27 protein-coding genes are annotated in these 22892 nt (G+C 68.9%); 12 read left to right on the top strand and 15 right to left on the bottom strand.

The features are described from left to right. Nucleotides 1-46 precede the first annotated feature (46 nt). A complete protein-coding gene (locus ACFQZY_RS09790) occupies nt 47-1060 on the top strand; it encodes an alpha/beta fold hydrolase (RefSeq protein WP_377415440.1) in 1014 nt (337 codons plus the stop codon). A gap of 21 nt (nt 1061-1081) precedes the next feature. On the opposite strand, the gene ACFQZY_RS09785 is transcribed toward ACFQZY_RS09790, so the two are convergent. Continuing rightward, a complete protein-coding gene (locus ACFQZY_RS09785; protein ID WP_377415439.1) occupies nt 1082-1885 on the bottom strand; it encodes an exodeoxyribonuclease III in 804 nt (267 codons plus the stop codon). On the opposite strand from ACFQZY_RS09785, the gene pyrE reads away from it, so the two are divergent. Then, nucleotides 1884-2579, top strand: coding sequence for an orotate phosphoribosyltransferase (gene pyrE, locus ACFQZY_RS09780; RefSeq protein WP_377415438.1), 696 nt, complete (start codon nt 1884-1886; stop codon nt 2577-2579). The genes ACFQZY_RS09785 and pyrE overlap by 2 nt on opposite strands. A 19-nt stretch (nt 2580-2598) precedes the next feature. After that, complete coding sequence (locus tag ACFQZY_RS09775) at nt 2599-3204, top strand: DUF4124 domain-containing protein (RefSeq protein WP_377415437.1); 606 nt, start codon at nt 2599-2601, stop codon at nt 3202-3204. A 6-nt stretch (nt 3205-3210) separates the two neighbouring features. Here the strand turns inward: ACFQZY_RS09775 and gatB are convergent, their stop codons facing one another. Genes gatB through gatC form a run of 3 tightly spaced genes read right to left on the bottom strand, consistent with a single transcriptional unit; the run spans nt 3211 to nt 6426 of the window. Next, the gene (gene gatB, locus ACFQZY_RS09770) at nt 3211-4659 is read right to left on the bottom strand and encodes an Asp-tRNA(Asn)/Glu-tRNA(Gln) amidotransferase subunit GatB (RefSeq protein WP_377415436.1); all 1449 of its coding nucleotides are present in this window, start codon (nt 4657-4659) and stop codon (nt 3211-3213) included. Between the two features lies 1 nt (nt 4660). After that, the gene (gene gatA, locus ACFQZY_RS09765; RefSeq protein ID WP_377415435.1) at nt 4661-6130 is read right to left on the bottom strand and encodes an Asp-tRNA(Asn)/Glu-tRNA(Gln) amidotransferase subunit GatA; all 1470 of its coding nucleotides are present in this window, start codon (nt 6128-6130) and stop codon (nt 4661-4663) included. After that, nucleotides 6127-6426, bottom strand: a complete 300-nt coding sequence (gatC, locus tag ACFQZY_RS09760; RefSeq protein ID WP_377415434.1) for an Asp-tRNA(Asn)/Glu-tRNA(Gln) amidotransferase subunit GatC — start codon at nt 6424-6426, stop codon at nt 6127-6129. Before gatC ends, gatA begins: the two co-directional genes overlap by 4 nt. A 195-nt stretch (nt 6427-6621) precedes the next feature. Here gatC and ACFQZY_RS09755 point away from each other — a divergent pair, with 195 nt between their 5' ends. From ACFQZY_RS09755 to mrdA, 4 genes are read left to right on the top strand one after another with little or no spacing between them, the layout of a single operon-like run. Beyond that, the gene (locus ACFQZY_RS09755; RefSeq protein ID WP_377415433.1) at nt 6622-7665 is read left to right on the top strand and encodes a rod shape-determining protein; all 1044 of its coding nucleotides are present in this window, start codon (nt 6622-6624) and stop codon (nt 7663-7665) included. Nucleotides 7666-7686: 21 nt separating this feature from the next. After that, nucleotides 7687-8613 carry a rod shape-determining protein MreC gene (gene mreC / locus ACFQZY_RS09750; RefSeq protein WP_377415432.1) on the top strand — a complete coding sequence of 309 codons (927 nt, stop codon included), beginning with the start codon at nt 7687-7689 and terminating at the stop codon, nt 8611-8613. After that, nucleotides 8610-9128 carry a rod shape-determining protein MreD gene (gene mreD, locus ACFQZY_RS09745; RefSeq protein WP_377415431.1) on the top strand — a complete coding sequence of 173 codons (519 nt, stop codon included), beginning with the start codon at nt 8610-8612 and terminating at the stop codon, nt 9126-9128. The genes mreC and mreD overlap by 4 nt, the downstream gene beginning before the upstream one ends. A 12-nt stretch (nt 9129-9140) precedes the next feature. Further along, nucleotides 9141-11114: a penicillin-binding protein 2 gene (mrdA, locus tag ACFQZY_RS09740; RefSeq protein WP_377415430.1), complete on the top strand. Its 1974-nt coding sequence runs from the start codon at nt 9141-9143 to the stop codon at nt 11112-11114. A gap of 84 nt (nt 11115-11198) precedes the next feature. Here the strand turns inward: mrdA and ACFQZY_RS09735 are convergent, their stop codons facing one another. Both ACFQZY_RS09735 and ACFQZY_RS09730 read right to left on the bottom strand, forming a co-directional pair. Further along, nucleotides 11199-12182 carry a YheT family hydrolase gene (locus tag ACFQZY_RS09735; protein WP_377415429.1) on the bottom strand — a complete coding sequence of 328 codons (984 nt, stop codon included), beginning with the start codon at nt 12180-12182 and terminating at the stop codon, nt 11199-11201. Then, on the bottom strand, nt 12179-12628 hold the full coding sequence (locus ACFQZY_RS09730) for a YybH family protein (RefSeq protein WP_377415428.1): 450 nt from the start codon (nt 12626-12628) through the stop codon (nt 12179-12181). Before ACFQZY_RS09730 ends, ACFQZY_RS09735 begins: the two co-directional genes overlap by 4 nt. Before the next feature lie 88 nt (nt 12629-12716). On the opposite strand from ACFQZY_RS09730, the gene ACFQZY_RS09725 reads away from it, so the two are divergent. The 3 genes from ACFQZY_RS09725 to ACFQZY_RS09715 are packed head-to-tail and all read left to right on the top strand — an operon-like array spanning nt 12717 to nt 14730. Then, nucleotides 12717-13313, top strand: coding sequence for a LemA family protein (locus ACFQZY_RS09725; RefSeq protein WP_377415555.1), 597 nt, complete (start codon nt 12717-12719; stop codon nt 13311-13313). 8 nt (nt 13314-13321) lie between these two features. After that, on the top strand, nt 13322-14218 hold the full coding sequence (locus ACFQZY_RS09720) for a TPM domain-containing protein (RefSeq protein ID WP_377415427.1): 897 nt from the start codon (nt 13322-13324) through the stop codon (nt 14216-14218). Further along, entirely contained in the window at nt 14218-14730 is a 513-nt protein-coding gene (locus ACFQZY_RS09715) for a TPM domain-containing protein (protein WP_377415426.1), read from the top strand. Before ACFQZY_RS09720 ends, ACFQZY_RS09715 begins: the two co-directional genes overlap by 1 nt. A 91-nt stretch (nt 14731-14821) precedes the next feature. On the opposite strand, the gene ACFQZY_RS09710 is transcribed toward ACFQZY_RS09715, so the two are convergent. From ACFQZY_RS09710 to ACFQZY_RS09670, 9 genes are read right to left on the bottom strand one after another with little or no spacing between them, the layout of a single operon-like run. Next, the gene (locus ACFQZY_RS09710; RefSeq protein ID WP_377415425.1) at nt 14822-15250 is read right to left on the bottom strand and encodes a F0F1 ATP synthase subunit epsilon; all 429 of its coding nucleotides are present in this window, start codon (nt 15248-15250) and stop codon (nt 14822-14824) included. A gap of 3 nt (nt 15251-15253) precedes the next feature. Then, the gene (gene atpD / locus ACFQZY_RS09705; protein ID WP_377415424.1) at nt 15254-16663 is read right to left on the bottom strand and encodes a F0F1 ATP synthase subunit beta; all 1410 of its coding nucleotides are present in this window, start codon (nt 16661-16663) and stop codon (nt 15254-15256) included. 19 nt (nt 16664-16682) lie between these two features. Continuing rightward, nucleotides 16683-17552, bottom strand: coding sequence for a F0F1 ATP synthase subunit gamma (gene atpG / locus ACFQZY_RS09700; RefSeq protein ID WP_377415423.1), 870 nt, complete (start codon nt 17550-17552; stop codon nt 16683-16685). 15 nt (nt 17553-17567) lie between these two features. After that, nucleotides 17568-19121 carry a F0F1 ATP synthase subunit alpha gene (atpA, locus tag ACFQZY_RS09695; RefSeq protein ID WP_377415422.1) on the bottom strand — a complete coding sequence of 518 codons (1554 nt, stop codon included), beginning with the start codon at nt 19119-19121 and terminating at the stop codon, nt 17568-17570. A gap of 45 nt (nt 19122-19166) precedes the next feature. Next, nucleotides 19167-19697: a F0F1 ATP synthase subunit delta gene (locus ACFQZY_RS09690; protein ID WP_377415421.1), complete on the bottom strand. Its 531-nt coding sequence runs from the start codon at nt 19695-19697 to the stop codon at nt 19167-19169. 12 nt (nt 19698-19709) lie between these two features. Continuing rightward, the gene (locus ACFQZY_RS09685; protein ID WP_377415420.1) at nt 19710-20180 is read right to left on the bottom strand and encodes a F0F1 ATP synthase subunit B; all 471 of its coding nucleotides are present in this window, start codon (nt 20178-20180) and stop codon (nt 19710-19712) included. 38 nt (nt 20181-20218) lie between these two features. Beyond that, nucleotides 20219-20467: a F0F1 ATP synthase subunit C gene (gene atpE / locus ACFQZY_RS09680; RefSeq protein ID WP_377415419.1), complete on the bottom strand. Its 249-nt coding sequence runs from the start codon at nt 20465-20467 to the stop codon at nt 20219-20221. Between the two features lie 57 nt (nt 20468-20524). After that, nucleotides 20525-21394, bottom strand: a complete 870-nt coding sequence (gene atpB, locus ACFQZY_RS09675; protein WP_377415418.1) for a F0F1 ATP synthase subunit A — start codon at nt 21392-21394, stop codon at nt 20525-20527. A 4-nt stretch (nt 21395-21398) separates the two neighbouring features. After that, nucleotides 21399-21881, bottom strand: coding sequence for an ATP synthase subunit I (locus ACFQZY_RS09670; RefSeq protein ID WP_377415417.1), 483 nt, complete (start codon nt 21879-21881; stop codon nt 21399-21401). Nucleotides 21882-22037: 156 nt separating this feature from the next. On the opposite strand from ACFQZY_RS09670, the gene ACFQZY_RS09665 reads away from it, so the two are divergent. Both ACFQZY_RS09665 and ACFQZY_RS09660 read left to right on the top strand, forming a co-directional pair. Beyond that, complete coding sequence (locus ACFQZY_RS09665; RefSeq protein WP_377415416.1) at nt 22038-22607, top strand: DUF2062 domain-containing protein; 570 nt, start codon at nt 22038-22040, stop codon at nt 22605-22607. Further along, the gene (locus ACFQZY_RS09660; protein ID WP_377415415.1) at nt 22604-22882 is read left to right on the top strand and encodes a YbeD family protein; all 279 of its coding nucleotides are present in this window, start codon (nt 22604-22606) and stop codon (nt 22880-22882) included. Before ACFQZY_RS09665 ends, ACFQZY_RS09660 begins: the two co-directional genes overlap by 4 nt. The last annotated feature ends 10 nt before the right edge of the window (nt 22883-22892 follow it).

Raw genomic sequence — 22892 nt, 5'->3', positions numbered from 1 at the left:
TCGCCCGCGCGGTCCACCGCCCCGAAGAACAACCACAGGAGACCCCATGCGAAAGATCCTGGCCGCTGCCGTCGCCGGCGCCGCCCTGCTGCTGCCCGCGCTCGCCCCGGCGCAATCCGCCCGCCCCGAGCCCTATGGCATCGCCCTGGAGGGCTATGCCTACCCCCACCCCGTCAGCCACCTGCCGGTGACCTGGGAGGGCCGCACCCTGCGAATGGCCTACATGGACGTCGCGCCCACCGGCCCGGCCAATGGCCGCACCGTGGTCCTGTTCCACGGCCGCAACTTTCCCGGCAGCTACTGGGCGCCGGTGATCACGGCCCTCGCGGCCGAGGGCTACCGCGTGGTGGCGCCGGACCAGATCCACTTCGGCAAGTCGTCCAAGCCGGACGACCTGCCGGTCAACTTCGACGTGATGGCCGCCCACACCGCCAGCCTGCTGGACCACCTGAAGGTCGGCCAGGTGGACATCGTCGCCCACTCCATGGGCGGCATGGCCGGCACCCGCTTCACCCGCACCTACCCGCAGCGCGTGAACCGGCTGGTGCTGGTGGGCCCGGTGGGCCTGGAGGACTACCGCCAGTACGTGCCCCTGGTGCCGCGTGAGCGCCTGGTCGAACAGGAGATGGCGCTCACCCCCGAGCAGTACTACACGCAGCTGGTGAACACCTACAACCCGCAACTCACGCGCGAGCAGTTCTATCCCTTCGTGGACGTGCGGGCGCGGATGATGGCCTCCGCCGAGTACCCGCGCTGGGTCCGCAGCTACGTCTCGAGCTTCTACGCGATGTGGGGCCAGCCGGTGGTGCACGAGTTCCCCCTGGTGCGCCAGCCCACGCTGATCCTGGTGGGCAGCCGCGACCGCACGGCCACCGGCCGCGCCTTCGCGCCCGCCGAGGTGCGCGAGCGCATGGGCAACTTCCCGGAGCTGGCACGCGCGGTGGCCGGTCGCATGCCCAATGCACGGCACGAGGTGTTCGAGGGCTTCGGCCACATGCTGCACCTGGAGGCGACCGAGCGTTTCAATCGCAGCGTGATCGGCTTCCTCGCCGAGAAATGAGGCCCCCCGGGGGCCGGCCCGTCAGAGGGACAGCTCGTAGTCCACCGTGATGGGGGCGTGGTCCGAGAACTTCTCGTCCTTGTAGATCGACTCCGAGCGCGCCAGCGCCGCCAGTGCCGGCGTGGCCAGGTGGTAGTCCAGGCGCCACCCCACGTTGTTCGCGTAGGCCTGGCCGCGGTTGCTCCACCACGTGTAGCACTCGTGGGTGGTGTCCGGCTTCAGCCGGCGGTAGACGTCCACCAGCCCGGTGTCGGACAGCAGCGCCGTCATCCAGGCGCGCTCCTCGGGCAGGAAGCCGCTGTTCTTCTGGTTGCTGCGCCAGTTCTTCAGGTCGGCCTCCTGGTGGGCGATGTTGATGTCGCCGCACAGGATGAATTCGCGCTGCGCCTTCAGCGCCGCCAGGTGCGGCTCGAAGCCCGCGAGGAAGCGGAACTTGGCCTGCTGGCGCTCCTCGCCCGAGGAACCCGAGGGGAAGTAGGCGCTGATGATGGACAGCTTGCGCCCGGGGGTGTCGAAGCGCAGTTCCACGTAGCGGCCCTCGGCGTCGAACTCGCCGCCGTCCCAGCCCACGACCACGTCGCTGGGTTCGTGCTTGGTGTAGACCGCGACGCCGGAATAGCCTTTCTTCTCGGCGAAATGGAAATGGCCCTTCAGGCCGGCGAGCGCCTCGAAGCGGCCGGCCACGTCCGGGGCCTGGGCCTTGACTTCCTGCACGCAAATACAATCCGGAGCATTCTTCGCCACCCAGGCCTCGACGCCCTTGCTCGCTGCCGAGCGGATGCCATTGAGGTTGAGGCTGGTGAGCTTGAACAAGGAATTTCCCATGGTGGCAAGTGCAAATGCGGGTGGCGGCCAGGACCGCCTGGCCCAGGACTTCGTGCAGTTTTCGGTGGAAGCAGGCGTTCTGCGCTTCGGCAGCTTCAAGACCAAGGCGGGGCGCGAATCCCCCTACTTCTTCAACGCCGGCCTGTTCGACGACGGCGCCAAGCTCGGCCGTCTCGCGCAATTCTATGCACAGCGCATCGTCGCCTCGGGCATCGAGTTCGACATGCTGTTCGGGCCGGCCTACAAGGGCATCCCGCTGGCCGCCGCGGTGGCCATCGAGCTGGCCCGCCTGGGCCGCAACGTGCCTTACGCCTACAACCGCAAGGAAGCCAAGGACCACGGCGAAGGCGGCGTGCTGGTGGGCGCCCCCGTGAAGGGCCGGGTGCTGATCGTCGACGACGTGATGTCCGCCGGCACCGCGGCGCGCGAGTCCATCGCCATCATCCAGGCCGCCGGCGCCACGCCGCACGCGGTGGCCATCGCCCTGGACCGCCAGGAAAAGGCCACCGAGAACGGCCAGGACGTGGACCACAGCGCCGTGCAGTACGTGCGCGACAAGCTGGGCCTGAAGGTTTGCGCAATTGCCCGACTGGCCGACTTGCTGCAATATCTCCACGAGCACGCCGGCGAGGCGCTGGGCGCGCACTACGCCCAGGTGCTCGCCTACCGACAACGTTACGGCGTGGACGACTGAGACCCGACCCAGGACCCCTTTGACACGCACCGGCCACGCCCTCCTGACCGCCGCGAGCCTGCTGCTCGCGGACCAGGCGGCCGCAGCCATCTATACCTGCGTGGACGGCCAGGGCCGCCGCCTCACCGCCGACCGCCCCATCCCCGAGTGCATGGACCGCGAGCAGCGCATGCTCAACCCGAGCGGCACGGTGCGCGAGGTGGTCCCCCCTTCGCAGACCGAATCCGAACGCGCCGCCGCCGACGAGAAGGCCCGGCGCGAGGCGCTGGAGCGCCAGCGCGCGGCGGAAGACCGCACCCGGCTGCGCGCCCTGGTGGCGCGCTACCCGAACCAGGCCGCCCTGGACAAGGACCGCGCCGCCTCGCTGGCGCCGATCGACGAAGTCATCGCCGCGGCCCGCCACCGCGTGGAGGTGCTGGAAGCCGATCGCCGCCGTCTGCTGCTCGAAGGCAAGGCGCCGCAGCGCACGCTGGACCAGCTGGAGCAGCAGCGCGCCGCGCAGGAGCGCTTCGTGGCCGACAAGATGGCCGAGAAGGAATTGATCCGCCTGCGCTTCGCGGACATGCAGCGCAGGCTCGAGGCGGCATGGGCAGCGCCGCCACCCACCACCGCCACCTCGCGGTAGCCCCCGTCAGCCCGCCAGCTTCGCCCGCAGCAGCTCGTTGACCTGCGCCGGGTTGGCCTTGCCCTTGCTGGCCTTCATGGCCTGGCCGACCAGCGCGTTGAACGCCTTGTCCTTGCCGGCCTTGAACTGGGCCACGTTGTCGGGGTTGGCGGCGATCACGTCCTCGATGATCTTCTCCAGCGCGCCGGTGTCGTTCATCTGCTTGAGGCCCTTGGCCTCGATGACGGCGTCGACATCGGTGGCGCCTTCGCTCCACAAGGCCTCGAACACCTGCTTGCCGGCGTTGTTGGAGATGGTCCCGTCGGCGATACGGCCGATCAGGGCGGCCAGGGTCTTCGCGGGCACCGGCGCGTGCTCGATGCCGGTCTCCTGCGCGTTCAGGCGGCGCGAGACCTCGCCCATGATCCAGTTGCTCGCCAGCTTGGGCTGGCCGCAGGCCTTCGCCGCCTCCTCGAAGTAGGCCGCCATGGCCTTGCTCTGGGTGAGCGTGGTGGCGTCGTACTCGGGCAGGCCGTAGTCGGCGACGAAGCGGGCCGCCATCACGCGCGGCAGCTCGGGCATCGAGGCCTTCACCCGCTCGACCCACTCGGGCGCCACCACCAGCGGGGGCAGGTCCGGGTCGGGGAAGTAGCGGTAGTCGGCGGCGTCCTCCTTGGTGCGCATGGCGCGGGTCTCGCCGGTGTCCGGGTCGAACAGCACGGTGGCCTGCTGGATGGCGCGGCCGTCCTCGATCTCCTCGATCTGCCAGCGCACCTCGAAGTCGATGGCCTGCTGCATGAACTTGAAGCTGTTCAGGTTCTTGATCTCGCGGCGCGTGCCCAGGGGCTGGCCGGGCTTGCGCACCGAGACGTTGGCGTCGCAGCGGAAGCTGCCTTCCTGCATGTTGCCGTCGCAGATGCCGATCCAGGTGACGATCTTGTGCAGCTCCTTGGCATAGGCCACGGCTTCTTCCGAGGAGCGGATGTCCGGCTCGGTCACGATCTCCAGCAGCGGCGTACCGGCGCGGTTCAGGTCTATGCCCGACTGGCCGATGAAGTCCTCGTGCAGCGACTTGCCCGCATCCTCCTCGAGGTGGGCGCGCACCAGGCGCACGGTCTTCTTCTCGTCGCCGAGGAAGAAGCTGACCTCGCCGCCCTGCACCACCGGGATCTCGAACTGGCTGATCTGGTAGCCCTTGGGCAGGTCGGGGTAGAAGTAGTTCTTGCGAGCGAAGACGCTGCGCGGCGCGATGTGCGAGCCCACCGCCAGGCCGAACTCGATGGCGCGCTCGACGGCGCCCAGGTTCATCACCGGCAGCGTGCCGGGCAGGGCCATGTCCACCGCGCAGGCCTGGGTGTTCGGCTCGGCGCCGAAGGCGGTGGGGGCGCGGCTGAAGATCTTGGATTGGGTGGACAGCTGGGCGTGCGTCTCGAAGCCGATCACGACTTCATAGCCCTGGACGAGTTTGGCGGTCATCTCAGAAACCCTCCGGGGAGCGGAGGTGGAAATCGGTAGCCTGCTGGAAGCGGTGCGCCGCGTTCAGCAGCCTCGCCTCGCCGAAGTAGTTGCCGATCAGCTGCATCCCCACCGGCATGCCGCCCGCGCCGAAGCCCACCGGCACGCTCATGCCGGGCAGGCCGGCCAGCGAGGCGGGCAGGGTGAAGATGTCGGCCAGGTAGTCGGCCAGCGGGTCGCTGCCATGCTCGCCCAGGTGCCAGGCCACGGTGGGCGCGGCCGGGCCGGCGATGACGTCGCAGGACTTGAAGGCCTGCTGGAAGTCGTCGGCGATCATGCGGCGGATCTTCTGCGCCTGCAGGTAGTAGGCGTCGTAGTAGCCGTGCGAGAGCACGTAGGCGCCCACCATGATGCGCTGCTTGACCTCGGCGCCGAAGCCCTCGGCGCGCGACTTCTTGTACATCTCCAGCAGGTCGGCGTAGTCCTTCGCACGGTGGCCGAACTTCACGCCGTCGAAGCGCGAGAGGTTGGACGAGGCCTCGGCCGGGGCGATGATGTAGTAGACGGGAATGGACAGCTCGGTGCGCGGCAGCGAGATCTCCACCAGCCTCGCGCCCAGCGCCTGGTACTGCTTCAGCGCGGCGTCGATGGCGGCGCGCACGTCGGCGGCCAGGCCCTCGCCGAAGAATTCCTTCGGGATGCCGATGCGCAGGCCCTCGAGCGAGTCGCCCAGGCTGCGGGTGAAGTCCTCGGCGGGCACGTCCAGCGAGGTGGAGTCGCGGTCCGGGTCGGGGCCGCACATGGCGGACAGCAGCAGGGCGCAATCGTGCGCGCTGCGGGCCATGGGGCCGGCCTGGTCCAGGCTGGAGGCGTAGGCGATCATGCCGTAGCGCGAGGCGCGCCCGTAGGTGGGCTTGATGCCGGTGATGCCGCAGAACGAGGCGGGCTGGCGGATCGAGCCGCCGGTGTCGGTGCCGGTGGCGGCGGGTGCCAGGCCGGCGGCCACGGCCACCGCGCTGCCGCCCGAGGAGCCGCCGGGGATGCGGGTGGCGTCCCACGGGTTCTTCGAGGGGAAGTAGGCCGAGTTCTCGTTGGACGAGCCCATGGCGAACTCGTCGCAGTTCAATTTGCCCAGCGTCACCATGCCGGCGTCGGCCAGTTTCGCGACGACGGTGGCGTCGAAGGGCGAGCGGTAACCCTCCAGCATCTTCGAACCGGCCGTGGTCGGGAAAGCGCGGGTAACAAAGATGTCCTTGTGTGCGACCGGCACCCCCAGCAGCGGGGCGCTGTCGCCGGCCGCCAGGCGCTCGTCGGCCGCCCGGGCCTGGGCCAGGGTGGCCTCGGGATCGGTGGCCAGGTAGGCGCCCAGGTCCTGGTGGGCGTCCACGCGCGCCAGGAAGTGGCGGGCCGCCTCGACGGCCGAGACCTGCTTGCCGCGGATCTGCGCGGCCAGCTCGGCCACGCCCAGTTCATGCAATGCCTTGGTACTCATTCGATGACTTTCGGGACCAGGAAAAGGCCGCGCTCGACCGCGGGGGCGCTGCGCTGGTTGGCCTCGCGCTGGTCGGGCTCGCTGGCCACGTCGGCGCGCAGGCGCAGGGCCACGTCCTGGAAGGCGGCCACGGGGTGGGCCAGGGGCTCGATGCCGGTGGTGTCCACGGCCCGCATCTGCTCGACGATGCCGAAGAAGCCGTTGATGCGGGCGAGCATGCGCTCGCCCTCCTCGGGCGCGAGTTCGAGCCGCGCCAGGTTGGCGATCCGGCTGATGTCGTCAGGGGTCAGGGCCATGGGAAATCGGGCGAAAAAAAGGCGTCCGGGACGCATGTTCCGGCCCCTGTGCAGGCCGGGGGATTCAAAGGGGATCGGGTATTATCCCGCCTTCGGGTTTCCCCGGCTGAGGCCACTGCGCGGGCCGGGCCGCTGGAGCCCCCATGCAACGGCCGCGACATGCGGCCGCTTTCGCAAGTTCACGAGGACACCCTGATGTTCGGAGCCTTCCGACGCTACCTTTCCACCGACCTGGCCATCGACCTGGGAACGGCCAACACCCTCATCTACGTTCGGGACAAGGGCATCGTGCTGGACGAGCCCTCGGTCGTGGCGATCCGTCATGAAGGCGGCCCGCAGGGCAAGAAGACGATCCAGGCCGTGGGCCACGAGGCCAAGGCCATGCTGGGCAAGGTGCCCGGCAACATCGAGGCGATCCGCCCGATGAAGGACGGCGTGATCGCCGACTTCACCGTCACCGAGCAGATGCTCAAGCAGTTCATCAAGATGGTCCACCCGCGCTCGGTGCTCAAGCCCAGCCCGCGGATCATCATCTGCGTGCCCTGCGGCTCCACCCAGGTCGAGCGCCGCGCCATCCGCGAGTCCGCCCTCGGCGCTGGCGCCTCCGACGTCTACCTGATCGAGGAACCCATGGCTGCCGCCATCGGCGCCGGCCTGCCGGTCTCCGAGGCCTCCGGCTCCATGGTCGTCGACATCGGCGGCGGCACCACCGAGGTCGGCGTCATCTCCCTGGGCGGCATGGTCTACAAGGGCAGCGTGCGCGTGGGCGGCGACAAGTTCGACGAAGCCATCATCAGCTACATCCGCCGCAACTACGGCATGCTGATCGGCGAGCCCACCGCGGAACTGATCAAGAAGAGCATCGGCTCGGCCTTCCCCGGCTCCGAGGTCAAGGAGATCGAGGTCAAGGGCCGCAACCTGTCCGAGGGCGTGCCGCGTTCCTTCACCATCTCGTCCAACGAGATCCTGGAGGCGCTGACCGACCCGCTGAACAACATCGTCTCCGCCGTGAAGAATGCGCTGGAGAGCACCCCGCCCGAGCTGGGCGCCGACATCGCCGAGCGCGGGATGATGCTCACCGGCGGCGGCGCGCTGCTGCGTGACCTGGACCGCCTGCTGGCCGAGGAAACCGGCCTGCCGGTGCTGGTGGCCGAGGACCCGCTGACCTGCGTGGTGCGCGGCTGCGGCATCGCGCTGGAGCGCATGGAGCGCCTGGGTTCCATCTTCACCAGCGAGTAAGGCTCGCCCCGAAGGACAGCGATGCCGCTCGGTACGCTGGACAGGTCCCCGCCCCCCTTCTTCAAGCAGGGCCCCTCGGCCCTGTCCAAACTCATGGTGTGCAGCGCGCTGGCCGTCTTCCTGATGGTGGCGGACACGCGCTTCAAGATCACCGCGCCGCTGCGCTCGGCGGTGGCCGTGGTGCTGTACCCGGTGCAGTGGCTGGCGATGCAGCCCGTGCAGGCGGCCCAGTGGGCCGGCCGCTACTTCGAATCCCTGAGCAGTGCCCAGGCGTCCGAGGCCCGCGCCCGGGCGCAGCTGGCCACGCAGGCCCTGCGCGCCAACCAGGTCGAGCTGCTGCTGCAGGAGAACGCCCGGCTGCGCCAGCTCATGGCGCTGCGCGAGCGGGTCGCCACGCCGGCCCAGGCCGCCGAGATCCTCTACGAGGCGGCCGACCCCTACACCCGCAAGGTCGTGATCGACAAGGGCCTGGCCCACGGCGTCACGCCCGGCTCCCCGGTGATCGACGAGGCCGGCGTGATCGGCCAGGTGATCCGCGTGCACCCGCTGGTCAGCGAGGTCAGCCTGGTGACCGACCGGGACCAGGCCATCCCGGTGCTGAACGTCCGCACCGGCGCGCGCAGCGTGGCCTACGGCGATGCCGGGGGCAGCCACCCGGGCGCGCTGGAGCTGCGCTTCATGGCGGCCAATGCCGACGTGCAGGCCGGCGACCTGCTCACCACCAGCGGCGTGGACGGCGTCTACCCGCCCGGCCTGCCGGTGGCCAAGGTGGACCGCGTCGAGCGCCGCGCCGACTCGGCCTTCGCCCGCATCTACACCACGCCGCAGGGCGGCGTCTCCGCCGGCCGGCACGTGATGGTGCTGCAGCCCGTGGGCGGCCGGCAGCCGCCGCGCCCGCCCGCCGACGAGGCGCCGGCCGGGCCGCGCGGCAAGGGAGCGCGCAAATGATCATGCGTCCCGGGCAGCCGCTGCTGCTGCCGGCCAACCCCTGGTTCATCTGGGGCAGCCTGCTCGCCGGGCTGCTGGTCAACATGCTGCCCCTGGGCCGCTCCGGCTGGATGCCCGACCTGCTGGCCCTGGTGCTGGTCTTCTGGAGCGTGCACCAGCCGCTGCGCGTGGGCATCGCCACCGCCTTCGCCTTCGGCCTGGCGATGGACGTGCACCAGACCGGGCTGCTGGGACAGCACGCGCTGGCCTACACCGCGCTCACCTACTTCGCCATCACCATCCACCGCCGCCTGCTGTGGTTCACCGTGCCCTCGCAGGCCCTGCAGGTGTTCCCGCTGTTCGCGGCGGCCCATGCCATCGAGCTGGCGGTCCGCGGAATCGCGGGCGACGGCCTGCCCGGCTGGCCGGCCCTGTTCGCGCCGGTGCTCGAGTCAGCGCTGTGGCCGGTCGCCAGCGTGGTCTTGCTCGCGCCGCAACGCCGCGCGCCCGACCCGGACGAGAATCGTCCCCTGTAGGGGCCAGACGCCATGACCGCGCTGCGCAATGTCGAAGCCGACCTGTCGCGCTTTCGCGCGCGCGTCTTCGCGGCCACCGTGGTCGTGCTGGTGTGCTTCTCGCTGCTGGCGATGCGCCTGGTGTGGCTGCAGGTCGTACGCCACGAGGACCTGGACGAGCAGGCCGAGGCGAACCGCACGGCCATCGTGCCCATCGTCCCCAACCGCGGCCTCATCCTGGACCGCAACGGCATCGTGCTGGCCTCCAACTACTCGGCCTACACGCTGGAGATCACCCCCTCGCGCCTGTCGGCGCCGCTGGAGGAGGTGATCGACCGGCTCGCCGAGGTGGTGGAGATCACCCCGCGCGACCGCCGCCGCTTCAAGAAGCTGCGCGAGGAGTCCAAGAGCTTCGAGTCGATCCCGATCCGCACCAAGCTCACCGACGAGGATGTCGCCCGCTTCACCGCGCAGCGCTTCCGCTTCCCCGGCGTGGACATCCGCGCCCGCCTGTTCCGCAGCTACCCCTGGGGCGAGCTCGCCAGCCACGTGATCGGCTACATCGGCCGCATCAACCAGAGCGAGAAGGCGCAGATGGAGGACTGGCCCGAGGAGGAGCAGGCCAACTACCGCGGCACCGAATACATCGGCAAGCTGGGCGTGGAGCAGAGCCTGGAGCGGCAGCTGCATGGCATCACCGGCGTCGAGCAGGTGGAGACCTCGGCCGGCGGCCGCGCCGTGCGCAAGCTGGACAGCCACCCCGCCACCCCGGGCCAGACGGTGATGCTGTCCATCGACATCAAGCTGCAGCACCTGATCGAGCAGATGTATGGCGAGCGCCGCGGCGCGCTGGTGGCGCTGGACCCCAAGACCGGCGAGGTACTGGCCTTCGTCTCCAAGCCCACCTTCGACCCCAACCTGTTCGTCGACGGCATCGACCAGGAGAGCTGGCAGTCGCTCAACGAGTCGATCGACAAGCCGCTGCTCAATCGCGCCCTGCGCGGCACCTACCCGCCCGGCTCCACCTACAAGCCCTTCATGGGCCTGGCGGCGCTGGAGCTGGGCAAGCGCACGGCCGGCCAGGTCATCCAGGACAACGGCTCCTGGTCCTACGGCGGCCACGTGTTCCGCAGCCACGGCGACCATGGCCTGGGGCCGGTGGACCTGCACAAGGCGATCGCGCTGTCATCCAACGTCTACTTCTACTCGCTGGCCAACGACCTGGGCGTGGACGCCATGCACGACTTCATGAAGCCCCTGGGCTTCGGCCAGGTCACCGGCATCGACATCCAGGGCGAGGTGCGCGGCGTGCTCCCCAGCCAGGAGTGGAAGCGCAACTACTACAAGCGCCCCGAGCAGAAGAAGTGGTTTGGCGGCGAGACGATCTCACTGGGCATCGGCCAGGGCTACAACAGCTTCACCATGCTGCAGCTGGCGCAGGCCACCGCCACGCTGGCGAACGACGGCGTTCGCCACAAGCCGCGGCTGGTGATCGGCACGCAGGACCCGCTGACCCGGACCACCGTGCCCGTGCCGCCCGAGCCGCCGGTGAACCTGGGCTACAAGCCGGAGAACATGGCGGTGGTCCGCAACGCCATGGTGGGCGTGGTGCAGGGTGGCACCGGCACCCAGGTGTTCGCGGGCGCGCCCTATGTCTCGGGCGGCAAGACCGGCACCGCGCAGGCAGTGACCATCGGCCAGAAGCAGCGGTACGACGCCGCCCGGCTCGAGGAGCACCAGCGCGACCACGCGCTGTACATCGCCTTCGCCCCGGCCGACAACCCGAAGATCGCGCTGGCGGCCATCGTCGAGAACGCCGGCTTTGGCGCGATGTCGGCCGCGCCGATCACACGCCGGGTGTTCGACTACTGGCTGCTCGGGCAGTACCCCAGCGAGGAGGACCTCGCCGCGGTGCGCAAGGGCCAGGCGAGCCGGCCGATCGGCCAGCCCCGCAGGGCCGAGGACGTGGCCTGGCCGCCAGCCAACGCGGTGCGGCCGGCGCCCTGAGGCTGGCCGCGCTCTCGGCTCTCGGCTCTCGGCTCTCGGCTCTCGGCTCTCGGCCTACGGTCCCAGGTCCCAGGTGCCAGGCCGTCACGCCTGCGCCAGCAGCCACGCCGTCACCGCCTCCGGCATCCAGCGCACGTCCGCCGGCGGCCGGCCGCGCGGGAAGCCCACATGCCCGCCCTGCGCCGGCTGCCAGAGCGTCACGCACGGCCCGACCGTGCCGGGCTCGGGCAGGCTGGCCTCCGGCACGAACGGGTCGTTGCGCGCATTCAGCGCCAGCGCCGGCAGGCGGATGCGGTGCAGGTGCGGCCGGGCCGAGGCGCGGGCGTAGTAGTCGTCGGTGTCGCGGAAGCCGTGCAGGGGTGCGGTGAACAGGTTGTCGAAGGCATACAGGTCGCGCGCGGCCAGCAGCGCCTCGCGGTCGAACAGGCCCGGGTACTGGGCCAGCTTGGCCAGCGCCTTGGGCTTCATCGAGCGCAGGAACATCGTGGTGTAGACCAGCCGGTTGAAGCCGCGCCCGATGGCGCGCCCGCCCGCCGCGAGGTCCAGCGGCGAGCACACCGAAGCGACCGCATCGACGGTGCCCGCCGCGGCCTCGCCGGCCTCGGCGGCCCATCGCATCAGCGCATTGCCGCCCAGGGAAATGCCCACCGCCAGCAGGCGGCCGGCGTGGCGCTCGCGCAGGCGCGCGAGGATCCAGTCGATCTCCTGCCAGTCGCCCGAGTGGTAGGCGCGCGGGGCGTGATTGAGCTCACCGCTGCAGCCGCGGAAATGCGGCACCACGTAGCGCAGGCCGCGCTCGCGGGCCACGTCGGCGAAGGCCTCGGCGTAGTGGCTGCGGGAGGATCCCTCCAGGCCGTGGAACAGGACCAGCAGCGGCGCGCCCGGCGGGGCGGGGGCGTCGAGCCAGTCGGCGTCGACGAAGTCGCCATCCGGGGTGGTCCAGCGCTCGCGGCGCCAGGCGAGCGGGCCGCCGGCCCCGCGGCGCGCGTAGAGCGCGGGCCAGATCGTCTGCAGGTTGCCGCCCGGCAACCAGGCCGGCGCGCGGTACGGAAAGCCGCGCCCGCTCAATGCAGCACCGGCGGCGTGTCGGCAACCTCCTGGATCTCGCTGGGAGTGCCGGGGCTGGCATGGTGGGCCACCAGTCGCCAGCCCTGCGCGGTCTTCTGGTAGACGTTGGTCGCGATGACCCAGGCCTTGCGCGGGCCCTGGGGCGAGGGCACCTCGACCCGCTCGATCAGGTGGTGCACCGCGCTGCCCAGCGCCTCCACCTTGCGCAGGCGCTCGGGCCAGGCGCGGATGCCGCCATTGGCGAACATCGCCTCGAAGGTGGCGCGGATCGCGGTGGCGCCGACCACGCGCGGGCCGCCAGGGTGGACGCAGGCGATCTCGTCCTCGTCGGCCCAGCAGGCCATCAGCTTCTCGATGTCGGCCTCGCGCAGCGCGTCGTAGAACGCGGCTTCGACGTCGTCGGCGCTGCCGCCGAGGGCGGCGGCCAGGAGTGGGTTCTTGCGCATCGCACCCCGGATTGTGCAGGAGCGCGCCCCCTCGCCGCACGCGAAGGCCTGTGCTAACGTGCCGGCCAACCACTTCCGGGAGTTCCGCATGATGCTTCGCTGGCTCGCCCTCCTCGCCCTGGCGCTGTCGCTCACGGGTTGCGGCTACAACGACTTCCAGCGGCTGGACGAACAGACCCAGTCCTCCTGGAGCGAGGTCCTGAACCAGTACCAGCGCCGCGCCGACCTGGTGCCGAACCTGGTGGCCACGGTCAAGGGCGAGGCGAACTTCGAGCAGGAGACGCTGGGCCGGGTGATCGAGGCCCGCGCCAAGGCCACCTCGATCCAGGTCACGCCCGAGACCCTGAACAATCCGCAGGCCTTCCAGCAGTTCCAGCAGGCGCAGGGCGAGCTGTCCTCGGCGCTGAGCCGGCTGATGGTGGTCAGCGAACGCTACCCGGACCTCAAGGCCAACCAGGGGTTCCGCGACCTGCGGGTGCAGCTCGAGGGAACCGAGAACCGCATCACCGTGGCCCGCAACCGCTACATCCAGGCGGTGCAGGAGTACAACGTGCTGGCGCGCAGCTTCCCGAGCAACCTCACCGCCATGGTCTTCGGCTACCAGCCCAAGCCCAACTTCGCCGTGCAGAACGAGGCCCAGCTGGCCACGCCCCCGAAGGTCGACTTCGGCGCAGACAAGAAGTAGGCGCGGGCATGACCTGGCTGCGGCTGGCGCTGCTGGCGCTCGCCCTGTGGCTGCCGGGCGTCGCGGCGCACGGCCAGGCGCTGCTGCCGGTACCGCCGCTCACCGCCCGCGTGGTCGACACCGCGGGCCTGCTGGAGGCCCCGGTCCGCGAGCGCATCGAGGCCACCCTGGCGGCGCTGGAACGCGAGAAAGGCGCACAGGTGGTGTTCCTGCTGGTGGCCACCACTGCGCCCGAGGACATCGCGGCCTATGCCAACCGCGTCGGCAACACCTGGAAGGTCGGCCGCCAGGGCGTCGGCGACGGCCTGCTGCTGGTGGTCGCGCGGGACGACCGCCGCGTGCGCATCGAGGTGGCCAAGACCCTGGAGGGCGCCATCCCCGACCTCGCCGCCAAGGTCATCATCGACGAGGCCATCACCCCCGCCTTCCGCCGCGGCGACTACGGCGGCGGTCTGCAGGCCGCCGCCGACCGCATCGGGGCGCTGGTGCGCGGCGAGGCCCTGCCCGAGCCGGCCCGCGGCGGCGGGCGCGAGGCGGGCTTCAACCTGGAGGACCTGGCGGTCTTCCTGTTCGTCGCCGTCCCGGTGATCGCCGCCGTGCTGCGCGGCCTGTTCGGGCGCAAGCTCGGCTCGCTGCTGGCGGGTGGCGGGGCCGGCGCCATCGCCTGGCTGGTCACGACCAGCCTGGGCATCGCCCTGGTCGCGGCGCTGGTCGGCGGCGTGCTGTCGCTGGCCGGGGTCGCGCCCTTCATGCGGCGCGGCGGGCACCGCGGCGGCTGGAGCCCGCCCCTGGGCGGCGGCTGGAGTGGCGGGGCCGGAGGCGGCTGGAGCGGCGGGAGCGGCGGCGGCTTCAGCAGCGGCGGCGGCGGCGATTTCGGGGGCGGCGGCGCCTCGGGAGACTGGTGATGTGGAAGAAGCTGCGGCGCATCCTGCGCCATCGCTGGCTCGACGAAGCGGACCTGCGCCGCGCCCTGCCGGCCGACCTGCTCGGGCGGCTGGCGGCGCGCGTTGCCGCCAGCGAGCGGCGCCACGGCGGCGAGATCCGCATCCACGCCGAGGCCGGCCTGCCCTGGAGCTACCTGTGGCGCGACGCCACGCCGCGCGAACGCGCGGTCACGCTGTTCGGCAAGCTGCGGGTGTGGGACACGGAGCAGAACAACGGCGTCCTGATCTATCTGCTGCTCGCCGAGCACGCGATCGAGATCGTCGCCGACCGGGGGCTGGCGCGCCAGGTGCCGCCCGCGCAGTGGCAGGCCATCGTCGGCGGGATGTCGCGGGCCTTCCGCGAGGGACGCTTCGAGGACGGCCTCACCCAGGCCCTGGAGGAGGTCTCGGCGCTGCTGGTGCAGCACTTTCCGCAGGCCGGAGTTGCAGCGGCCGGCAACGAGCTGCCCGACCACCCCACGCTGGGCGACTGAGGCCCGCGCCGCGCGATGCGGCGGCCCGCAAACAAAAAAGCCCCGCTCTTTCGAGCGGGGCCGAGTGCGCGGTTTTTAGCGCTTCTTGTGCTTAACGCTTCTGGCGGAACTTGCGCAGTGCGGCGAGCTGGGCCGCCATGACGGCCAGTTCGGACTGGGCCTTGGCCAGGTCGATGTCGCTCTTGGCGTTCTTCACCGCCTCTTCGGCGGCGCGGCGCGCCTCATTGGCCTTTTCTTCGTCGAGGTCCTTGCCGCGGATGGCGGTATCGGACAGGACGGTGACGGCGTTGGGTTGCACCTCGAGGATGCCACCGGCGACGAAGACGAATTCCTCGTTGCCGTCAGCCATCTCGATGCGCACCGAACCAGGACGGATGCGCGTGATCAGCGGGGTGTGGCGGGGGTAGATACCCAGCTCGCCGGCCTCGCCGGGCAGCGCGACGAAGCGGGCCTCGCCCGAGAAGATGGACTCCTCGGCCGAAACCACGTCGACGTGGATGGTGTGGGTGCTATCGACCATGGCTTAGGCCGCCAGCTTCTTGGCCTTCTCGAAGGCTTCGTCGATGGTGCCGACCATGTAGAAGGCCTGCTCGGGCAGGTGGTCGCACTCGCCGGCGGTGATCATCTTGAAGCCGCGGATGGTTTCCTTCAGCGGCACGTACTTGCCGGGCGAGCCGGTGAACACTTCGGCCACGTGGAACGGCTGCGACAGGAAACGCTGGATCTTGCGGGCGCGGGCCACGGCCAGCTTGTCCTCGGGAGCCAGTTCGTCCATGCCCAGAATCGCGATGATGTCGCGCAGTTCCTTGTAGCGCTGCAGCGTGCCCTGCACGGCGCGGGCCACGGAGTAGTGCTCGTCACCGACGACAAGCGGGTCCAGCTGGCGGCTGGTGGAGTCCAGGGGATCCACGGCGGGGTAGATACCCAGGGCGGCGATGTCACGCGACAGCACCACGGTGGAGTCCAGGTGGGCGAAGGTGGTGGCAGGCGACGGGTCGGTCAGGTCGTCCGCGGGCACGTACACGGCCTGGATCGAGGTGATCGAGCCGACCTTGGTGGAGGTGATGCGCTCCTGCAGGCGGCCCATTTCCTCGGCCAGCGTCGGCTGGTAGCCCACGGCGGAAGGCATACGGCCCAGCAGAGCGGACACTTCGGTACCGGCCAGGGTGTAGCGGTAGATGTTGTCCACGAAGAACAGCACGTCACGGCCTTCGTCGCGGAACGACTCGGCGATGGTCAGGCCGGTCAGGGCCACGCGCAGACGGTTGCCCGGGGGCTCGTTCATCTGGCCGTAGACCATGGCCACTTTGGATTCGGCCAGGTTGTCCAGCTTCACGACGCCGGAATCGGCCATCTCGTGATAGAAGTCGTTGCCCTCGCGGGTACGCTCGCCCACACCCGCGAACACCGACAGACCCGAGTGAGCCTTGGCGATGTTGTTGATGAGCTCCATCATGTTCACGGTCTTGCCCACGCCGGCGCCGCCGAACAGACCCACCTTGCCGCCCTTGGCGAACGGGCACACCAGGTCGATCACCTTGATGCCGGTTTCCAGCAGCTCCTGCGAGGGAGACAGCTCGTCGTAGGCCGGGGCCTTGCGGTGGATGGAAGCCGACAGGCTGCCGTCGACGGGACCACGCTCGTCGATGGGGTTGCCCAGCACGTCCATGATGCGGCCCAGGGTGGCCTTGCCGACCGGGACCGTGATGGGGGCGTTGGTGTTGTAGACCATGTTGCCGCGGCGCAGGCCGTCGGACGAACCCAGGGCAATCGTACGCACGATGCCGTCGCCCAGCTGCTGCTGGACTTCCAGGGTCAGGGCCGAGCCGTCCATCTTGAGGGCGTCGTACACCTTGGGCATCTGGTCACGCGGGAACTCCACGTCGACCACGGCGCCGATACATTGAACGATCTTGCCTTGAACTTGAGCCATTCTTTGCTCCAATCGATTTTTAAACTGCGGCCGCGCCGGCCACGATCTCCGAAAGTTCCTTCGTGATCGCCGCTTGACGCGTCTTGTTGTAGACCAGCTTGAGCTCGGCAATCACATTGCCGGCGTTGTCGGTCGCGGCCTTCATCGCCACCATGCGCGCCGATTGCTCGGACGCCATGTTCTCGGCGACAGCCTGGTAGACCAGAGCTTCGACGTAGCGGATCAGCAGCTCGTCGATCACGGTCTTGGCATCAGGCTCGTAGATGTAGTCCCACGCGTGCTGGCCTTCGTCGGCCTGCAGCTTGCTGCCGTCGAGGGGCAGCAGCTGTTCCACCACGGCTTCCTGCTTCATCGTGTTGATGAACTTGGTGTAGCAGAGGTAGACGGCGTTGAGCTTGCCTTCGGCGTACTGGTCCAGCAGGACCTTCACCGGGCCGATCAGCTTGTCGAGGTGCGGCGTGTCACCCAGCTGGGTCACGTGAGCCGACACCTTGGCGCCGATGCGGTTGAGGAAGCCCAGGCCCTTGTTGCCAATGGCCACGGCCTGCGAGTCCACGCCGGCGGCCTGGAGGTCGCGCAGCTTGTTGGTCACCGCGCGCAGCACGTTGGTGTTCATGCCGCCGCACAGGCCCTTGTCCGTCGTCACGACGATGAAGCCGGCCGTCTTGGCCTGGTCATTCACCTCCATGAAGGCGTGGGTGTACTCGGGGTTGGCCTTGCCCAGGTTGGCCGCGACGTTGCGCACCTTGTCGGCGTAAGGCCGGGCCGCACGCATGCGGTCCTGCGCCTTGCGCATCTTGGAGGCGGCGACCATTTCCATGGCCTTGGTGATCTTCTTGGTGTTCTCCACCGATTTGATCTTGCCGCGAATCTCTTTTCCTGCAGCCATGTCGGTCCCCTGGCTTTAGGCGAAGGTCTTCTTGAACGCTTGGATGGCAGCGGTCAGTTCGGCTTCGGCGTCCTTGTCCATGGCCTTGTCGTTCTCGAGCTTGGCCAGCAGGGCAGCGTGCTTGTCCTTCAGGAAGGAATGCAGGCCGGATTCGAAAGCCAGGACCTTCTTCACGTCCAGGTCGTCGAAGTAACCCTTGTTCACCGCGAACAGCGAAGCAGCCATCAGGGAGATGGGCAGCGGCTGGTACTGGGCCTGCTTGAGCAGTTCGGTCACGCGGGCACCGCGGTCCAGCTGCTTGCGGGTGGCTTCGTCCAGGTCGGAAGCGAACTGCGCGAAGGCAGCCAGTTCACGGTACTGGGCCAGGTCGGTACGGATACCGCCGGACAGCGACTTGATCAGCTTGGTCTGGGCAGCACCACCGACGCGCGACACCGAGATACCGGCGTTGATGGCGGGGCGGATACCGGCGTTGAACAGGCTGGTTTCCAGGAAGATCTGGCCGTCGGTGATCGAGATCACGTTGGTCGGAACGAAGGCGGACACGTCGCCGGCTTGCGTCTCGATGATCGGCAGGGCGGTCAGCGAACCGGTCTTGCCCTTGACTTCACCCTTGGTGAAGGCTTCCACGTAGTCGGCGTTCACGCGGGCAGCGCGCTCGAGCAGGCGGGAGTGGAGGTAGAACACGTCGCCGGGGTAGGCTTCGCGGCCCGGGGGACGGCGCAGCAGCAGCGAGACCTGGCGGTAGGCCACGGCCTGCTTGGACAGGTCGTCGTAAATGATCAGGGCGTCCTGGCCGCGGTCGCGGAAGTACTCGCCCATCGTGCAGCCGGAGTAGGCCGACACGTACTGCATGGCGGCGGACTCGGAAGCCGACGCGGCCACGACGATGGTGTAGTCCATCGCACCAGCCTGCTCCAGGGAGCGCACCACGTTCTTGATAGACGAAGCCTTCTGGCCGATCGCGACGTAGATGCAGGTCATGTTTTGACCCTTCTGGTTGATGATCGCGTCGATCGCCACGGCGGTCTTGCCGGTCTGGCGGTCGCCGATGATCAGCTCGCGCTGGCCACGGCCGATCGGCACCATGGAGTCGATGGACTTCAGGCCGGTCTGCACGGGCTGGTCCACGGACTTACGGGCGATCACGCCGGGAGCGACCTTCTCGATCACGTCCGTCATCTTGGCGTTGATCGGGCCCTTGCCGTCGATGGGCTGGCCCAGGGCGTTCACCACGCGGCCGATCAGCTCGGGGCCGACGGGCACTTCCAGGATGCGGCCCGTGCACTTGACGGTGTCGCCTTCGGAGATGTGCTCGTACTCGCCCAGAATCACGGCGCCGACGGAGTCGCGCTCGAGGTTCAGGGCCAGGCCGAAGGTGGGCTCACCCTTGGCGTTGGCGGGGAATTCCAGCATTTCACCGGCCATCACGTCGGACAGGCCGTGGATGCGGGTGATGCCGTCGGCCACCGAGACCACGGTGCCCTGGTTGCGGATGTCGGCGCTGGCGGCCAGGCCCTCGATCCGGCTCTTGATCAGTTCGGAAATTTCAGCGGGATTGAGTTGCATGACTCTTTCCTATACGTCTTGTGTGTTGCGGGCGGCGGGGGCCAATCAGGCCGTCAGCGCGGCTTTCATCTGTTCGAGGCGGGCCTTGACGGAGGTGTCGAGCACCTCGTCACCGACCACCACGCGGATGCCGCCGATGAGGGACGGGTCTTCCTGCACCGAGAGGTTGAGCTTGCGGCCGAACCGCTTCTCGAGCGCGGCGCCGACTTCAGCCAGCTTGGCCGCGTCGATCGCGAAGGCGCTGTACACCACGGCATCGGACGATCCGCCCTGGGCATTCTTGAGGGCCTTGAACTGCGTGGCGATCTCGGGAAGGGCCGCGAGGCGGCCGTTCTCGATGACGGTGCGCAGGAAGTTCTGGCCGGACGCCGGCAGTTGGACCTTGGCCACGCCCGTGATCACGTCGAAGACCTGCTGGTCGGTGACCTTGGGGTTAGCCGCGAAGTCCAGCAGCTGGGCGTTGCCGGCCACGGCGGCCAGCGCATCCAGCCACTGGGCCGTGCCGTTCAGGTCCGCGGAGGCGGCCTTGAACAGCGCCTCGGCATAGGGACGGGCGATGGTGGCGAGTTCAGCCATGGACAGTCCTTCTTACAGCTCGGTCTTCAGGCGGTCGAGCAGGTCAGCGTGCACGCCGGCGTTGACTTCGCGGCGCAGGATCTGCTCGGCGCCCTTGACAGCCAGCGCAGCCACTTGCTCGCGCAGGGCTTCGCGGGCCTTGACGGCCTGCTGGTCGGCTTCGGCCTTGGCGGCGGCAATGATCTTGTTGCCTTCTTCGGTGGCACGGCCTTTGGCTTCGTCGACGATGGCCTGGGCACGACGCTCGGCGTCAGCGCGCAGGGCAGCGACTTCGTTGCGGGCAGTGGCCAGCTCGGACTCGACGCGGCGGTCGGCGGCGGCGAGGTCGGCCTTGGCTTTGTCAGCGGCGGCCAGACCCTCGGCGATCTTGCGGGCGCGCTCATCGAGGGCCGCCGTGATGGGCGGCCAGATGAAGCGCATCGTGAACCACACAAGGATCGCGAAGACGATCGCTTGCAGGAACAGAGTCGCGTTGATGTTCACGGAACGGTCCTTTCCGTCGTGACGGCGCTAGCCGCCAATTACTTCAGGACGAAGGGGTTGGCGAAGGCGAACAGCAGGGCAATGGCCACGCCGATCAGGAAGGCGGCGTCGATCAGGCCGGCCAGAATGAACATCTTGGTCTGCAGCTCGTTCATCAGCTCGGGCTGGCGAGCAGAGGACTCGAGGTACTTGCCGCCCATCAGCGCGATGCCGATCGAAGCGCCGATAGCGCCCAGGCCGACGATGATGCCGCAAGCGAGGGCGACGAGACCGAGGATGTTTTCCATGAGATTGCTCCTAGTTAGAAAAGTGGAAAGAGAAAGGGAGAGAAAAGGGTTGCGAGATCAGTGCGCGTCGTGTGCCTGGCCCACGTAGATCAGGGTCAGCATCATGAAGATGAAGGCCTGCAGCGTGATCACCAGGATGTGGAACAGGGTCCACACGGTGCCGGCGAGCACATGGCCGATGGCCAGGCCGATGCCGGTGCCGGTCATCGCGAAGCCGCCGCCCATGAGGGCGATCAGCATGAACACGAGTTCGCCGGCGAACATGTTGCCGAACAGTCGCATGCCGTGCGAGACCGTCTTGGCGACGAACTCGATGATCTGCATGGCGAGGTTGAACGGCCACAGCGCGGGGTGGGCGCCGAAGGGCGCGGAAATGAGCTCGTGGCCCCAGCCGCCGAGGCCCTTGATCTTGATGTTGTAGAAGAAGCACACCAGCAGGACGCTGGTCGACAGGCCCAGGGTGGTGGACAGGTCGGCCGAGGGCACGACGCGCAGGTAATCCTTGAAGCCCAGGGCCGGGCCGGCGGTGTGCCAGGCGGCGGGCAGCAGGTCGACCGGCAGCATGTCCATGAAGTTCATCAGGAAGATCCAGACGAACACGGTCAGCGCCAGCGGGGAGACGAGCTTGCGGCTCTTCTCGTTGTGGATCACGCCCTTGGCCTGGGTCTCGACCATCTCGGCCAGGATCTCGACGGCAGCCTGGAAGCGGCCCGGCACGCCGGAGGTGGCGCGGCGAGCAGCCATCCACAGGATCAGGCAGCCCACGATGCCCAGCACCACGGAGAAGAACACCGAATCCAGGTTGAAAACGCTGAAGTCGACGATGGAAGTCTGCTTGACACTCTCGAAGGAGAAGTTCTTCTGCAGGTGCTGCAGGTGGTGCTGGATGTATTCACCAGCCGTCGGTCCGTGCTGTTCGGCAGACATCGTTTCAATTTCCGTTTCGTCGCGGGCGGCGCGCAATGACGAGCGCCACCCAGTACATCTTCGTTGCCAGGGCCACACCGGCCAGCAGCGCCAGCCAGTTCAACCCGGGCACCAGTCTCGGCGCGGCCAGCAGCAAGGCGACCGTCAATCCGAGCTTGACCCACTCCCACAACAGGATCATGGCGCCAGCCCCGCGCCGAAGCGCCCGGGCGAACACGCCTGCAGGCACCGCGACAGCGAGGGCTCCGTAGCCCAGGGACCAGCCGATGGCCGCGTTCCCGAACCAGGCACCGGCAGCCAAGGCCGCCAGCAAGCCCACCCCCACCTGAGCACCCACGACAGCCCAGGGTGACACCTGGGAAATCCGGCCACGCAACTCGTTCGCCTGCTCGGCGGTCAAGGGCGTGACGGGCGCCTCCTCGATCGGAGAATCCTGCAAATCTTCAGGAAGCGCGGGCGCAATCTTGTTGGTTTGGCTGCCGCGCACTTGAGCCCCTGAAATTCACAAAGCCTCTGATTATAGGTAGAAACCACGGGGTCTCGGCTAGCGTTTCGCGTCAGGTCCGTTTAAGTTGTGGGAACCTAAGTGTTTTGCAGTCATCGAGGGACACTGGCGCCTCGCACGCTGAATACTTTCCGGACCATGCCCCACCCTGACCGCGATCGCGAACGCAGCCTGGTCTGGCGCATGCGCCATTCCCTGCACCGCAGCATTCCCGCCCGCAGCGAGATCGCGGCCCACCCCTGGCTGCGTCCGGTCGCCGGCCAGCTGCTGGCGCCGCGCCTGTGGCACCTGCAGCACGAGGCGGTGGCGCGGGGCGTGGCCATCGGCCTGTTCTGGGCCTTCGTGATGCCGGTGGCCCAGATCCCGCTGGCGGTGGCCCACTGCGTCTGGTGGCACGCCAACATCCCCCTGGCGATTGCCGCCACCCTGGTCACCAATCCCCTGACCCTGGGCTTCTGGCTGTGGGCGGCCTACCAGGCCGGCGCCTGGTTCGTCGAGGCGCCACCCCTGGTGATGCCCGGCGCCGGCACCGGCCTGCTCGAATGGCTGCAAGCGCTGGGCAAGCCGGTGCTGGTGGGCATGGGCCTGTTCGCCACCACCGGCGCCTTGCTGGCCTACCTGGGCATCCAGTTGGCCTGGCGGGCCGTGGTGGCATGGCGCTGGCGCACCCGCCACGCCGGCCGCAAGGCGCGACAATCCCGGCCATGACTTCTCCCGCCTCCCGCGCCGACTCGCTGATCGAGTACCCCTGCCGCTTCCCCATCAAGGTGATGGGCGCCAAGGTGGAAGGCTTCGTCGCGGCCATCGCCAACATCGCCCTGCAGTTCGATCCCGGCTTCGACGAGACCGGCATCGAACTGCGTGACAGCAAGGGCGGCAACTACCTGGGCATCACCATCACCATCACGGCCACCAGCCGCGAGCAGCTCGACGAGCTGTATCGCACGCTATCCACGCACCCCATGGTCAAGGTGGTGCTCTGAGCGCCGAGCC

It is taken from the genome of Ramlibacter sp. GCM10027632, from assembly GCF_042675325.1.
GTDB lineage: Bacteria > Pseudomonadota > Gammaproteobacteria > Burkholderiales > Burkholderiaceae_C > Ramlibacter.
This window is presented reverse-complemented; position numbering and strand designations above follow the sequence as displayed.